This is a genomic window from Aminobacter sp. AP02 (assembly GCF_003148805.1).
Taxonomy (GTDB): Bacteria; Pseudomonadota; Alphaproteobacteria; order Rhizobiales; family Rhizobiaceae; genus Aminobacter.
Genome location: NZ_QGGX01000004.1, coordinates 127,970 through 141,132, shown reverse-complemented (window position 1 = coordinate 141,132; position 13,163 = coordinate 127,970). Strand labels below are relative to the sequence as shown.

The window sequence follows — 13,163 nt, the reverse complement described above, 5'->3', positions numbered from 1 at the left end:
GATCAGCAGATATCAGCCCGACATCATCGGGCGAGAGCTTTTGCCAAGCTCGCCATTAAAACTTGACAATAAGGATCAGCTTTGGGATTGGACGCCGAGATTAATCCTGACAACTATAGGAAGGTTTCGGTCATGCGCCTCTCACGAGTTTGCCTTAGTGGCTCCATAGCGCTTGTCGCGAGTTGCGTGGCTGGCATGGCGCTCGCCGATCCCATCACGATCGTCGATCAGGCAGGCCGCACCGTCACCTTGCCAAAACCTGCCGAAAGGATCGCCTCGATTCCGATGCCAATGGCATCCACCTTGATTGCCATTGACGGCGGCACTTCTCGTCTGGTCGGCATGAACCCACTGTCCAAGACAGCTATCGTGGAAGGCGTCCTCGGCAAGATATTCCCCGAAGCAAAGGACATCCCCTCTGACGTCACGGCCCCGAACTTCATACCGAACGTCGAGGAATTGGCGGCAACCAATCCGGAGCTGGTCGTGCAATGGGCTGACTACGGCGCCGATCTGGTCGATCCAATCACCAATGCCGGACTGAATGTGATCTTGATCTCATATGGGACCGAAGCGAAGACCCAATTCTATCATCAGATGGTTGCGGACGCGATGGGCCGGCCTGAACGCGCCGCCGAGATCAATGGCTGGCGCGAAACCGTGGCAGCCGAGTTGGCCGCCAAGACCAAGGGCATTGCCGCCGACAATCGACCAAAGGTGCTCTATCTCGGCCGGGCTATGGAGAACCTCACGGCGTCCGGGAACAAGGGCAACTACAGCGCCTGGTACATTGATCTCGTCGGCGGCGTGAACGCTTCGGGCGACGTCGAGGGCAATGGAACGACGATCAGCCCGGAGCAGATTGCGGCATGGGATCCTGACGTGATCCTCCTCAACAGCTTTGAACCGAAGCTCGGCATAGAACGCATCTACAACGACCCGATCCTCTCGCTGACCAAGGCAGCGCAAGGCAAGAAAGTCTACAAGATGCCATTGGGAGGCTATCGCTGGGACCCGCCAAGCCAGGAGAGCCCCCTGACATGGATGTGGCTCGCCAACCTGCTGCATCCCGACGTCTTCTCCTATGATCTACGGAGCGAGATGAAAAAGGCCTACAAGACCCTGTACAACTATGATCTCGGTGATGACGAAATAAACGGCATCCTGTGGACTGACATGCAGGGCGACGCCACCAACTACGCCCAGTTCAAGGCCAAGTGATGAGCGTCGTGGCGGCTGAACCCGCCCGGCGCGGGTTCTCGGTGCTTAAGGTGGGGGTCTTTGGCGCGCTTGTCGCCGCGTTGCTGATGTCCATGCTGTTTGCCATCGGTGCCGGCCGGTTTTCGGTCAGCGTGCCACGTATCTTCGATATCCTGATGGCCGGGGCGACAAACCCCGGCCTGGCGCCAACCTCTATGGACGAGCGCATCGTGCTGCTCGTGCGCTTGCCGCGCGTGTTGCTTGCCGCTCTTTCCGGCGCCGCCCTCGCCGTCGGTGGCGCGGCGTTGCAGGGCGTCTTCCGCAATCCCCTCGTATCGCCGCAGGTGCTAGGCATCAGCCAGGGTGCGGCCTTCGGCGGGGCACTGGCACTGCTGTTTGGCCTTTCGGGCGTAGTGCTGCTCGGCATGGCCTTCGTCTTCGGTCTCTCTGCACTGATCCTGGTCGGCGCGCTTGCCCGCATAAACGGGCGTACCGAGGTCATCACCGTTATTCTTTCCGGCATGGTGATCGGGGCGCTGTTTGGCGCACTGGTTTCCATCGTCCAGTTTGTCGCAGATCCCAACACCTCATTGCCGGCTATCGTCTATTGGCTGATGGGATCGTTTTCGACAGCTACCTGGGCGCGGCTCGGGCTTGCCGTACCGGGTATGGCGATCGGGCTGGCCATCATCTACCTGCTCCGCTATCGGCTGAACTTGCTTGCGCTGGAAGACAGCGAAGCCCGATCACTCGGCGTCAATCCTGATCGCGAACGCTGGGTCGTCTTCATCGCCATTGCGCTGATGACCGGAACCTCGGTCGCGGTCGCCGGCATCGTGGGCTGGATTGGCCTTGTTGTTCCGCACGCGGCGCGCATCCTGGTCGGTGAAGATCACAGGTCGCTGATCCCGGCCTCGGCCTTGATGGGGGCGGCTTACCTTACGTTTGTCGACACATTGGCGCGTACCCTGACTGCGGCGGAAATACCGCTCGGTGTGCTGACCGCGCTGATCGGCGCACCGGTGTTCGGTGTCCTGCTGCGCCGGCATTTCAAGGAGGCGAACCGTCCGTGATTGGCCTCGATAACGCGTCGGTCGCCTTTGGCCAGCGTACGCTGTTCAAGAACATCAGCTTCGACGTGCCGGTCGGCCGGTCGATGGCAATCCTTGGGCCAAACGGCCGCGGCAAGACAACGCTGCTGCGCGCGCTGCTCGGATTCCAGCCACTTGCCAGCGGAAAGCGTCATGCGCCCAAAGTTGCCGGTTATGTGCCACAGCACGGCGCCTCGCAGGCAAAGCTCACCGGACTTGAAGTTGTCGTCATGGGACGCGCCGTGCGGCTAGGTCTGTTCGGCCAGCCGTCGGCAAAAGACCGGGAGGCTGCGGAAGCGGCACTTGTGCAGGCCGGCGCCTGCTCGCTTGCCGGCCTGCGCTACGACCGTATGTCGGGAGGCCAGCGGCAGATGGTACTGATTGCCCGGGCGCTTGCCACCGGTTCGTCAGTGCTGGTTTTCGACGAACCGACTTCGGCCCTTGACCTGGGCAACCAGGCGCGGACACTCGAGCTGCTTGACCGGCTGAGGCTCCGGCGCGACTTCGCCATCATCTTCACCACCCACGATCCCAACCACGCGCTCGCCGCCGCAGACGACGTCCTGCTGATGATGCCGGGTGGCGATGAGGTCAACGGATCGGTTGCCGACATGATACAGCCTGACAAGCTTTCCGAGCTCTACGGTGTGTCGATGCGTTGGGTCGACGTTAACGGAGCGGCCGGGGAAGCCCGCCGGGCAATCCTGCCGGCGTTCGCCGGGATCGAGGCACTATGACCACCATCTATCTGAAATCCGCTTACGGCAAACCGTCACCGGGGATCATCGAAGCGGCAGCGCGCGGCGAGGCGGTCGTCGTAGAGCAGTGCGATCTTACCCCGGAACTCCTGTTGGCCCATGATGGCCTGATCACCGGCCAGCAACTCGACCAGGACGCGATGCTCGCATTGAGGCCAGCGCTCGAGGCCTTCCTCGACAATGGCGGTCGCTGGTTCTTCAACGGCCACGTGGTGCGCCCGATGATCGAGGGCCTTTTTCAATACCGGCCCATAACCGCCCCGAGGCGGGCCGACTTCGACCTTTCTTCCGTCAATCGGCATCCGCTCTACGACGGCATCGAGTTGAAGAAACTGGAAGCCAACAAGGGCGTGGCTGGCTTTTATGGTCGCGGCTGCAACCCGCTCCCTGTTGGGGCCGTCGCAATCAACGGGCTCGGGACTGCGCAGGTCCCAGTCGACTGGGTCTGGCAGCGGCCAAGTGGGGGGCGGTTCTTTTCCCATGCGGGAAACGACCTCGGCAGCATGGGCGTGGAATGGGGGCTTGCCCCGGAACTCACCGCTCGCATCCTCGCCTGGACCAATGGCGGTCCCTGCTTCGACCCCTGGCCGCAGAACCCGAAAAAACCAGCCGACATACTTCCGCTCGCCGAGCCGGAAACTTATGGCGGTCTTAAGTCCTCGACCAAGGCGGCGCGTCGTGTCGTCGCTCCTTCTTCTGGCACCTACTACAACGTCCGAAGCCTCGAAGGCTCCCGCTACGGCGACACTTTCGACGTGATCTGCACGCCGGAAGACCTTGCCGGCACCCTCAGGCCACAAGACGTGCTGTGGGTGCCCTGCCGTACGCCGGTGCAGCGGATGATCGCGCAAAAGCAAGTGATTGCACACCATCTTCAGGCGGGCGGCACAGTGATCGCGCTCGGCGAAAGCCGTTCCGACCTTTGGCTGCCTGCTATCGATTTTACTGAGACGCCGACGAACTGGTGGTGGTGGCTCGACCCCGACGCCAGTCTCGGCGTGCGTGCGACCGCGCCGGGCCATCCATTGTTGAAAGACATGGGCGACAGGGAGGTCACTTGGCACCTGCATGGCTGGTTCGTGCCACCCACGGGAGCTGAGGTTCTTGCCCGCGATGGCGAGGGTCGAGCAATTCTCTATGTCGACGACGTATCAACACCCGGCCGGATGATCATCTCGTCGCTCGACCCGATGTTCCACCATGGTTCGCACTTCATGCCGGCGACGACGCGTTTCCTCGACCGGTTCATTCCCAACATCAAGGCTTACATCAATGTATGATCAGATCACCGTCCGCGAAGGCGGCAAGGACCTCACCTTCTCGTTCGACGGGATCAACACATTTCACGGTGGCGGATTTCCCGGCGGTGTCACCCACGGGCTCAAGGCCATGCAGGCGGCCTTTCCCGAGCTATCCGACACCCCGCTCGAGCGCAGGGAGGTCACCGTTGTCACCGCCTTTGGCGGCCCCGGCGGACGCGACGCGATAGAGATGGTCACGCGGGCCCTGACGGAGGGACGCCTGACAGTCGACAAGAGCCTCGGCGGAAAGGACGTAATTTCCGCCCCTCCCGGCCCTTATGTCTGGCGCTTTACCTATCGCGGCAAGACCGTCGAAGTGAGGATCAAGCCCGGCCATGTACGCGAGGAGTTCGTAACCCTTGGCGCCAAACCGGACAAGACACGCGAAGAAAACGACAGGCTTGAATGGCTGAAGGCGGAAATGGCAGATCGACTTCTACTACTTCCGGCCCGCGACATTTACGACATCGCGAGCTGAGGCCAAATATTCTTGGGGTGGACGCTCTGGTGCAGCGCCCGGCAACCGCCGCGGACGCTGACAACCGATTGGCCCTATTTTGCGTTGGGGCGTGGTGTGTAGCCGTCGGACTCGATGACGGGCAAATGCGTCCATCCTGCGTCGCCTGGTAGGCGCGACCAGGCGCCGGCGGCGAGCACGCCGCCATCGACATGGATCGTCGTACCCGATACCCAACCCGACAGCAGCTCGGAGGCAAGGAACAGCGCAGCACCCGCGGAGTCCGTGCCCTCCCCGAACCGGCCGATCGGGAACCAGCGCTTGAGGTAGTCGCGATTTTCCGGCGGCACGCGTGGCGTCGCGACGATCTGGGCCGAATTAGTGGTCTCGGGCGCGATCGCATTGACGCGGATGCCGTATTGGCCGAGCTCGACCGCAAGGCTTTGGGTGAAGCCTGTGACCGCCGCCTTGAACGCCGAATAGACAACCGTCATCGGAATGCCGCGGAAAGCCTCGATGGTCGACACGTTGACGATGCTGCCACCCGGGCCACTGGCCCGTATCAGCGGGATCGCCGCCTTGCTCACATGGAACATATGCAGCAGGTTGACGCCATAAAGCGCTTCCCACTCTTCTTCTGTCGAATGCTCGAATTCGGTCTTGTAGCCGAGATAGTCGCCGACATTGTTGACCAGCACATCGAGCCTGCCGAAGCGATCCTTGACCGCCTCTATCACCTTGGCCACGTCGGCCGACTTGCGCACATCGGCCTCGATGACGAGATGCTCTTCGCCAAGCGCCTCGCGCACAGATGCGACGCGTGCGGGCTCTATCTCGGCGACTGCGACTTTCATGCCGGCACGGGCATAGAGCTCAGCCGTGGCGCGGCCGATACCCGCGCCGCCGCCTGTGATTAGTGCCACCTTGCCTGCCAGGCCAAGGATGGAGATTTCATCCGACATGCTGTACTCCGCTGTCTGTAAGTTTAAGTGGCCGACGCATGTCGGGGCGGCCTCGCCCTGAAACGCCCCTAGTTCGGGGTTTCCTGCGCCTCATATGTGTGGGTGCCAACTACCGTAAGGGCGCGGCGTGAGAGCTTCCAGCCGGTAGAGGTGCGCGCGAAGCGGTCCTGGTAACGGATCGTCATCTCGTAACAGAGGTAACGTCCGGCTGGATCGTGGAAATAGTGTCTTGCGATGCAATAGGTCTCGCCCTCGGCCCCGCCTTCGATGGGTTCGACCATCTGGTTGAGCACGGCATGGAAGGTCTTGAGATAGCGGTTCGCGACCATGGCAGGGATGCCGCTGAGTTGCTCGGGCCCCACGAATTTGCCACGCGGGGACTCAACGACGCCGTCAGGGGTGAACTGCGCGGCGAGCAAGTCTCCGTCGCCGCAGTCAACGGCACAGGCGTAGCGTTCGGACACGCGCCTGAGCGCAATCGCCATCAGCAGTGCCGCCTGATCGTCCGCCATGCCGCCCTCCTGAGACCGAACTACTTGCCCGTGACCTGCGCGAACACTTCGCGGATCGCACGCTGCGTATCGTTGCGCCGGTAGCCAAGGAGTTTGGTTTCTTCGGCGTCCGGCTCGTAGGCAAGTATATTGCCACGTCCCGGCACAATGAACATGTCGGGCAGCAGCGGATGTTCCTCGTTGCGCTCTTCGACCTGATGCGGATTGCCGACGGCATCGAACAACGCCTGGAAATACTGCTGGAACGTCAGATTCTCGTCGCCGACCAGATAGGCCTTGCCACTTTCGGCGTGCTGAAACGCACCCCAGATAGCCTCTGCCAATGACTGCACCGACATATAGTTGGTGCCGCCGGGCGGCGCGAAGATCGGCAGGTCCAGTTCGCCGCGCGCATAGGCCATCAAGGTCTCGTAGCGCTTGGTCGGCAAGCCCTTCACATAACCGATGATGGAAGGCGGATTGAGTGTCGAGACGTTGAAGTCGTCAGTCGCCAGTGCGCGAACGCCCTCGTCTGCGAGGCTGCGACCGCGCACATAGGCGTTGGTTTCTACCAGATTGGGCATGACCTGATGATAGTAGCTGCCGATATGGACAACGCGTCTAACGCCTGACTTGCGGGCCAGCTCGACAAAGTCTGGAACGCCCTCAATTTGCATTTTGGTCCAGAACTCGTTCTCGTCGACACCCTTGGGCAGGTGACGAATGTCGTTGCCTGCGGCAAACAGGATGCCGTCGAACGGCGCGAGATCGGCCGCCGAGAAGTCGCCTGTGGTGTAGTCGCCATAGATGGTCGGATAGGCAGCCATCGGGGTGGCTTCAGGAGCTGGTTTGCGTGCCGCAAGGACAACCTCATTGCCGAGTGCCTTGAGATAGCTCGCGGTGTGGCCGCCGATCATTCCGGTACCGCCAATGATGAGGATTTTCATGACCACGCTCCCGGGCATTTTCAATCTAGCTGCGCGCAACGATAGGCAGCGGAGGCCGAGCGACATCGTCCGTATCGACTAAGGAAAACTTTGAGAGCTCGGTCGCAGTATTGAGGGGCGGTGTCTTGAAGCTTGGAAGAGTTTTTGCATGTGGCCCGTCGTCAGGCAGTTCGACGGCATCGAAGCGGTTCCGGGGCGAGCCGGCCAGCGCCGGACGCGCGGCAGTAAAAAATTCCGCCGGCGAAGCAAAAAGCAACCCGCAGTCTTCGACTGCGGGTTGCTGCATCTATACTGACGTATCGATCAACTAGAACGTAGCGTCGAGGCGCAGGAAGCCGTTGAAGCCACCGCCTCTTCCGAAGTTGTCGAAAGTGTCGCCGTCGAAGTAGTTGATTGCCAGTTTTGCGTTGAGATTTTCGACGAGTTTGTAGTCGATGACAGTACCGAGCGAGTAATCGTTGGAACCGTCGTTGTCGAGCCAGAAATTGTCGTCGTGCGCATCACCGAAGTACTGTCCGCCGAAGCCGACCGACAGCTTCTCGTTAACCTGATACCTCAGGTAGGCAGCGAGCGTGTAGGCGTAGCCCTGGTAGGAACCGGCAATGTTTTCAAGAGCGCCGAGTGGGTTGATCGACCAATAGGTCGGGCCAGATTCATAGCCGGCGAGAAACTGCAATGTGAGTGCGTCGGTTGCCTTGACGTTGCCAATCGCCTTGAGGGCGAACTCTTCGTAGGCGTTGTCGTAACCACCATACAGGTTGAGTGACCCCCAGCCCTGGTTGATGGCAACCTTGCCGGTGACCAGCGGGACATAGTCGAAGTTGTCGGACTCTTCTTCCAGGCCCATCGACACGGCAATGCCGTTGCCAGCATCAATGGTGTAGCGGATCTGGTTGATGCGGTCGCCGCCGCCCGAGTCGAACTCGCCATCAAGTCCGCCGTCGAACAAGGTGTCGTTGTGACCGACGAGCAGGCCGCCGAGTTCGAAGTAGGCATAACGGAGAGCCGTTCCGCTTTCGGACTTAACGCCGCGCCACGTGTCGGTGTCGGTCGAATCGTTATGTACCCAACCGCCGCCGCCGACGCTCGCCTGGAACTCGATGTAACGGCGGAACGTGCCGTATTCGGTTTCCGAACGTGCGTCGAACTTCAGACGAGCGAGTGCCTGCTTCCTCCAGCCGGAGTCAAGAATGTGCTCGGCGTAGTCGAACTGGTAGCGGACGAGGCCACCAATCTTGAGGCAGGTCTCGGTACCGGGGATGTAATAGAAGCCTGCGCCGTAAACATCGCAGATGCGGACATATTCCATGGGCTCCGGCTCAGCGACGACGACAGCGTCGGCCGCACGAGCGCCGGAAACTGCGATCAGCGCCGCAGCAGAGCCGAGAAGAAGGCTCTTAATGTTCATTCTTGATTCTCCCAATTCAATTCTGAAACTGGCCTGACATTCGGGAAAACAGCGACCATTCCTGCTTTCACGTCCAAATGACGGATGATCCCATGCCGTTATTTGACGAACCGTCATCGATCATATCACTCAGGCGATCAACAACAATTGAACGTATTTATTTGAGTAATTTTGAATCGTTTGACATATGTGGCAATTCTAGCACAACATTAGTCACGAATACTGTTCACATAGGCCAGTTTGTTCGATCTGTGCAGAAGAAATGTTTATTTTGTTTATTTTGTGCATCAACAACATAGCGAGGCATAAGGCTGATACAGATGCAACGCCGAGGATGGACTTGAGGTTGGGGGCCGTCGGCGGCGCCTTGCAGGTATGTCCGACGACGCCAAGCGGGTCGGCACATTTGCGAGATAGCGGTGCAAAAGGCCAATCCTGGTAGCAGCGGAGCTTCGTGAGAGGTGGGCCGACGTCTCTTCGTGCGACACTCGTGGGTCGCGGCGTTCAGGTACCTTTGGGAGCGGGCCTAATGTCCGCTCACCTGTTCCACCCCCCGATCACGCTCGTCGAGTGGGCCGTTCCAAAAAAATGAAACTACGAGAACGTTTCGCCCCCCAGCGAAAAGGCGCGAGCGGCAGCGATGACTTCCGCAACACGGTCGCGCTTGAGCATGTCGATCGGTGTGCAACCAGCAAGATCAGGAGATGGGCGGCTTAGCCAGTACCAACTGACACGTGGGCCCGAGAGTATGGCAAGCACATCTCGTATGCCTGAGACGGGCCGCCCGTCGATGAACTGAGCCAAGGGGAAGACGTGCTTGCGACGCCCCGTCCGCAGCGCAATTACTTCATTGCGTCGCTTCCACAAATGCAGCGTCGATCGTGGAATGCGAAGATTTTCCTCCAGATATGTCTGCCCCGCAACCTGCCCGGCCCAATCTTCCATCAACATTGAATCGAGCTCACCGCTTGGGGCATGTGTGTCCCGAGGCACAGACACGTTCGCATCGGATTCCGACCCGACTGAGTGCCAAAGCCCCGGACTGTCATTCAATGTGAAACGGCGAACGGCTTCGGCCGCGATCGCATGGACAAATCTTGATGCCAAATCGGCCAGGTGGTTTTGCGTACCCTTGCCGGATGGGTCATCGGTTGGCGCAAGCAAGGAGATCAATGATGTGTCACGCCCATCGCTTCGGTTCCCCGTGGTCAGTTGGTCCGGGCTGAATTCATTGCCCAATCGCACCAGGGCGCGATCTATCTCATCGCTGATAAACCTGGCGAATTCGCCATTGCTTTTCTCGAACCCGTGTTCAGCTGCTATGTTCATATTGCAACCTTGATTGTCTCTTTGCGTCGAGCTTGCCCAAACCCTCCGCATGACCTTTTCCCGTTGTCGATCGCGAACCGTTCGCTCCCAGTGATTGGCTGGCGCTGCAGCTTAGGGGCTTGCCTGTCGCAGCGAGCCGCCGCCCTTCGCGTCTCATCGCCAACGACCAGACAGTAGGGAGCCGCCTGACGGCAACGAATGGAATGTGTGCGTCTCCGCGATTGCAGGATTTGGCAATGGACTCGTTCGCAATTCTTGATGGCGTACATGGCAATTGGCGAAGTCGGAAAGTTGGATTTGGCGGGTCTTCGAATGTGGGCTGCAGGCCGCACTCAACCGGTGCCCGGGCAGTTCGGTAGCGTAGCTTTCTAGACCGAGGTGGGGTTGCCAAGTGCGTGACGCCAAGCCACAGCCTCGACTTCGACCATGATCTCGGGCAGGACTAGCGCCGTGACGACCATGGCGGTGGCGGCCGGTGGATTGTTGGCGAAGATGCGGTTCTTGACCGTAGCATAAGCCTGATAGGCGTCTGTACTGGTCAGATAGCAGCGCAACGACACGACATGGCCGAGCGTCAGCCCGGCCTCCCCCAATACCGCCTCGATATTGCGGAACACATGCTCGGATTGCCCTGCGGGATCGCCGGCGCAGACGATCTGCCGATCCCGCAGTGCCACCTGCCCCGAGACGAGCACGAAGTCGCCGCATCCCACGGCCTGGCTCATACCGGGGAACGACATTCCGGGCGGATTGAGCCGTTCGACGTTTGGGGCGTCGCTCATGGTCGTCCAGCTCCCGGTGCGGGGGCTCGAACGACATCGATCCGCCCTCCCCTCAGCTTGGCTGTGACTTCGGGGTCATGGTGCGGGGCAACGCAGATGAAGAGGTCGCGGCCGTCGGCGCCGCCGAGCATGCAAGCATAGGGGTTGGCGTCGGGGATCTCGACGCGCTCTACGATTTCGCCCGACGGGCTCACCCTGAGCACCGCCTTTTCATATGGCGAAGCCGCCCAGACATGCCCCTCCGCGTCGAGGCAGATTCCGTCCGGCACGTGGCCTTCGAGGCCAGCAAAGATACGTCGATTGCTCAGGCTGCCGTCGGCTCCAATTGCGAAGGCAGTCAAACGGGCGCCCATCGACTCGGCGATGATGAGTGTTCGGCCATCGGGTGTAATGACCGCACCATTTGGGCACATCAATCCATCTGCAGCGACGCCAACATCGCCGCTGGGCGTGACCATCGCGAGCACCGTAGGTGCCGGGGCCTGGCCAGCATAGAAGTCGAAGCCGATGTTGCCGGCATAGGCGCGACCTTGTGCATCGACGACCATGTCGTTCGAATGGAAGGGGTGGACACCTGAGAGATCGGCGTGCTGCGTGAGCTTGCCGTCGCGTCCGCGCCTGAGCAGCTTTCGGTCGTCCATCGACACGACAAGCAGACTACCATCGGGCAACCAGCCCATGCCGGAAGGGCCGCCTGGCACGGCGAAGCTGTCACTGCGGGTACCGTCGGCGGCGAGCACATGGACGAAGCTGTCGTGCTGATCGGCGACCCACAACTGGCCGTCATGCCAGCGGGGGCATTCGGGATAGACGAATCCCCCCGCGATCGTGCGATCCGAAAGCGTCATGCCGGAACCCTGGCGCAGGCGCTGAGGATCTCGCCGAGCTTCTTGATGCCGCGCTCGATGATGTCTTCGCTGACATGGCTGTAGGCCAAGCGCAGGAACTGGCGACCATTGGCCTCGCCCATGAAACGCTCGCCGGGGCGGAAGAAGATGCCTTCCTTGGCCGAAAGCTCGGCCGCGCGCTGCCAGTCGACGCGTTCGTCGATCTCGAGCCAGAGGTAAAAGGAGCCCTGCGGCATGCGGAAGGTGACGTAGTTGCCGCAATAGTCGCGCACGGCGCGCGCTGCCGTCTCGGCCTTGCTCTTGTAGACCTTGTTGACCTCGGCGATGTGGCCCTCGAGCAGGCCGTCGGCCATGAACGAGGCCATGACGCGGGAGTACCACTGGCTGACCCCGAGGTCCTGACGGACGGCGGCGATGGGCTCGATGGCCGCAGCCGGCCCGGCGATCCAGCCGAGACGCAGCGCCGGCGCCACGATCTTGGAGAAGCTGCCGCACTGGATGACGCGGTCGTCGGTGTCGAGGCTGAGCAGGGTCGGCAGCTCCTCGCCGGCAAAACGCAGGTCGCCATAGACGTTGTCCTCGATTATGAGGAAGTCGTGTTCCTTGGCGAGCTTCAGCAGCTGTTTGCGGCGCGGCACCGACATTTCGGTACAGGTCGGCGTCTGGAAGGTCGGGATGGTGTAGACGATCTTGACCCTCTTGCCTTCGGCCTTGACCTTGTTCAGCAGGACTTCCAGCGCGTCGATGTCCATGCCGTGGTCGTCGACCGCCACGGTGCGCAGGTCGCCGCCGGCCATCTGCATGAAGCGCAAGGCGTAGGGGAAGGACGCGGCCTCGGCGACGACGACATCGCCCGGATTGACGTAGCCATTGGCGGCGAGCGCGATGCCCTGCACGGAGCCCGAGGTCAGGATTACGCCGAGCGTGCCCAGTTGCTTGCCCTGGGTGCGCTCGATGCGGTCGGCGATTTCCTTGCGCAGACCCTTGAAGCCGAAGACCAGTTCCTCATAACCGGTGGCGGGGTCGAAGTAGTCGAGAACCTTGGCGCCATGTTCGTCGAGCGCCTTGCGCGCGAGGCGCACGAGATCGTCGGTCGGAAACGTTTCCGGCGCCGCAAGCCCCTGGTCGAAGTTGAAGATTGCCGGGACCTCGGGGTCCGGGAAAAAAAGCGCCGGACCGGAGCCGGAAAGTTTTGCGCGCAGATGGTCTACTGACATGAGTTCATTCCCCCCTTGGATAGTATTTCACAGGTGTTCGCCTTGTCCGGCGCATACCCGCTTTGACGGCCGTGCCCTTTGATCGCATTGACCAGCGTGCGCCAAAAATGGCGCCCCGGCGTTCGCGCCAGCGGCCAATGCAACCTGCCCCACGCATCTCACTCGCAAACCGAGTTCAACCTCGAAAAGCGGTAGACTCGACGGCTAAATTCAATCTCGTCCAGCCCAAGCAGCTGATTGCATTCAGGGATTAGGCGACAGCAGTACAGAATTTGGGTCAGGCCGCGACGGCTTCTGCAGAACCATGACGCGACACCTCCCGAGCCGCGCATGAGAGCATGGTCAATTGCTACCTCCCCTTGCAGATCGACC

Annotated in this window: 13 protein-coding genes; 5 read left to right on the top strand and 8 right to left on the bottom strand. The window is 60.8% G+C overall.

Annotated features, from left to right (window positions below):
• Positions 1 to 132: 132 nt before the first annotated feature.
• The 5 genes from C8K44_RS06450 to C8K44_RS06430 are packed head-to-tail and all read left to right on the top strand — an operon-like array spanning position 133 to position 4,828.
• A complete protein-coding gene (locus C8K44_RS06450) occupies positions 133 to 1,221 on the top strand; it encodes an ABC transporter substrate-binding protein (protein WP_109575100.1) in 1,089 nt (362 codons plus the stop codon).
• On the top strand, positions 1,221 to 2,273 hold the full coding sequence (locus C8K44_RS06445; protein ID WP_109574942.1) for an iron ABC transporter permease: 1,053 nt from the start codon (positions 1,221 to 1,223) through the stop codon (positions 2,271 to 2,273). The genes C8K44_RS06450 and C8K44_RS06445 overlap by 1 nt, the downstream gene beginning before the upstream one ends.
• Positions 2,270 to 3,028 carry an ABC transporter ATP-binding protein gene (locus C8K44_RS06440; RefSeq protein ID WP_109574941.1) on the top strand — a complete coding sequence of 253 codons (759 nt, stop codon included), beginning with the start codon at positions 2,270 to 2,272 and terminating at the stop codon, positions 3,026 to 3,028. Before C8K44_RS06445 ends, C8K44_RS06440 begins: the two co-directional genes overlap by 4 nt.
• On the top strand, positions 3,025 to 4,329 hold the full coding sequence (locus tag C8K44_RS06435; protein ID WP_109574940.1) for a hypothetical protein: 1,305 nt from the start codon (positions 3,025 to 3,027) through the stop codon (positions 4,327 to 4,329). The genes C8K44_RS06440 and C8K44_RS06435 overlap by 4 nt, the downstream gene beginning before the upstream one ends.
• Positions 4,322 to 4,828 carry a hypothetical protein gene (locus C8K44_RS06430; RefSeq protein WP_109574939.1) on the top strand — a complete coding sequence of 169 codons (507 nt, stop codon included), beginning with the start codon at positions 4,322 to 4,324 and terminating at the stop codon, positions 4,826 to 4,828. Before C8K44_RS06435 ends, C8K44_RS06430 begins: the two co-directional genes overlap by 8 nt.
• A 74-nt stretch (positions 4,829 to 4,902) precedes the next feature.
• Here the strand turns inward: C8K44_RS06430 and C8K44_RS06425 are convergent, their stop codons facing one another.
• From C8K44_RS06425 to C8K44_RS06385, 8 genes are all read right to left on the bottom strand, one after another.
• Positions 4,903 to 5,769: an SDR family NAD(P)-dependent oxidoreductase gene (locus C8K44_RS06425; RefSeq protein ID WP_199227027.1), complete on the bottom strand. Its 867-nt coding sequence runs from the start codon at positions 5,767 to 5,769 to the stop codon at positions 4,903 to 4,905.
• 68 nt (positions 5,770 to 5,837) lie between these two features.
• On the bottom strand, positions 5,838 to 6,281 hold the full coding sequence (locus C8K44_RS06420) for a nuclear transport factor 2 family protein (protein ID WP_109574938.1): 444 nt from the start codon (positions 6,279 to 6,281) through the stop codon (positions 5,838 to 5,840).
• 20 nt (positions 6,282 to 6,301) lie between these two features.
• Positions 6,302 to 7,207, bottom strand: coding sequence for an NAD-dependent epimerase/dehydratase family protein (locus C8K44_RS06415; protein WP_109574937.1), 906 nt, complete (start codon positions 7,205 to 7,207; stop codon positions 6,302 to 6,304).
• Between the two features lie 307 nt (positions 7,208 to 7,514).
• A complete protein-coding gene (locus C8K44_RS06405; protein ID WP_109574935.1) occupies positions 7,515 to 8,615 on the bottom strand; it encodes a porin in 1,101 nt (366 codons plus the stop codon).
• A 594-nt stretch (positions 8,616 to 9,209) separates the two neighbouring features.
• Positions 9,210 to 9,944, bottom strand: a complete 735-nt coding sequence (locus C8K44_RS06400; RefSeq protein WP_109574934.1) for a DUF2384 domain-containing protein — start codon at positions 9,942 to 9,944, stop codon at positions 9,210 to 9,212.
• 368 nt (positions 9,945 to 10,312) lie between these two features.
• Positions 10,313 to 10,726 carry a RidA family protein gene (locus C8K44_RS06395; RefSeq protein ID WP_109574933.1) on the bottom strand — a complete coding sequence of 138 codons (414 nt, stop codon included), beginning with the start codon at positions 10,724 to 10,726 and terminating at the stop codon, positions 10,313 to 10,315.
• Positions 10,723 to 11,574 carry an SMP-30/gluconolactonase/LRE family protein gene (locus C8K44_RS06390; RefSeq protein ID WP_109574932.1) on the bottom strand — a complete coding sequence of 284 codons (852 nt, stop codon included), beginning with the start codon at positions 11,572 to 11,574 and terminating at the stop codon, positions 10,723 to 10,725. Before C8K44_RS06390 ends, C8K44_RS06395 begins: the two co-directional genes overlap by 4 nt.
• Positions 11,571 to 12,791, bottom strand: coding sequence for a PLP-dependent aminotransferase family protein (locus C8K44_RS06385; RefSeq protein WP_109574931.1), 1,221 nt, complete (start codon positions 12,789 to 12,791; stop codon positions 11,571 to 11,573). The genes C8K44_RS06390 and C8K44_RS06385 overlap by 4 nt, the downstream gene beginning before the upstream one ends.
• Positions 12,792 to 13,163: the final 372 nt, after the last annotated feature.

Bases quoted from the DNA above. Each gene is read 5' to 3' on its own strand.
- C8K44_RS06385 (WP_109574931.1), bottom strand. From the start codon at position 12,791: ATGTCAGTAGACCATCTGCGCGCAAAACTTTCCGGCTCCGGTCCGGCG.
- C8K44_RS06425 (WP_199227027.1), bottom strand. From the start codon at position 5,769: ATGTCGGATGAAATCTCCATCCTTGGCCTGGCAGGCAAGGTGGCACTA.
- C8K44_RS06430 (WP_109574939.1), top strand. From the start codon at position 4,322: ATGTATGATCAGATCACCGTCCGCGAAGGCGGCAAGGACCTCACCTTC.
- C8K44_RS06400 (WP_109574934.1), bottom strand. From the start codon at position 9,944: ATGAACATAGCAGCTGAACACGGGTTCGAGAAAAGCAATGGCGAATTC.
- C8K44_RS06445 (WP_109574942.1), top strand. From the start codon at position 1,221: ATGAGCGTCGTGGCGGCTGAACCCGCCCGGCGCGGGTTCTCGGTGCTT.
- C8K44_RS06435 (WP_109574940.1), top strand. From the start codon at position 3,025: ATGACCACCATCTATCTGAAATCCGCTTACGGCAAACCGTCACCGGGG.
- C8K44_RS06420 (WP_109574938.1), bottom strand. From the start codon at position 6,281: ATGGCGGACGATCAGGCGGCACTGCTGATGGCGATTGCGCTCAGGCGC.
- C8K44_RS06405 (WP_109574935.1), bottom strand. From the start codon at position 8,615: ATGAACATTAAGAGCCTTCTTCTCGGCTCTGCTGCGGCGCTGATCGCA.
- C8K44_RS06415 (WP_109574937.1), bottom strand. From the start codon at position 7,207: ATGAAAATCCTCATCATTGGCGGTACCGGAATGATCGGCGGCCACACC.
- C8K44_RS06395 (WP_109574933.1), bottom strand. From the start codon at position 10,726: ATGAGCGACGCCCCAAACGTCGAACGGCTCAATCCGCCCGGAATGTCG.
- C8K44_RS06390 (WP_109574932.1), bottom strand. From the start codon at position 11,574: ATGACGCTTTCGGATCGCACGATCGCGGGGGGATTCGTCTATCCCGAA.
- C8K44_RS06450 (WP_109575100.1), top strand. From the start codon at position 133: ATGCGCCTCTCACGAGTTTGCCTTAGTGGCTCCATAGCGCTTGTCGCG.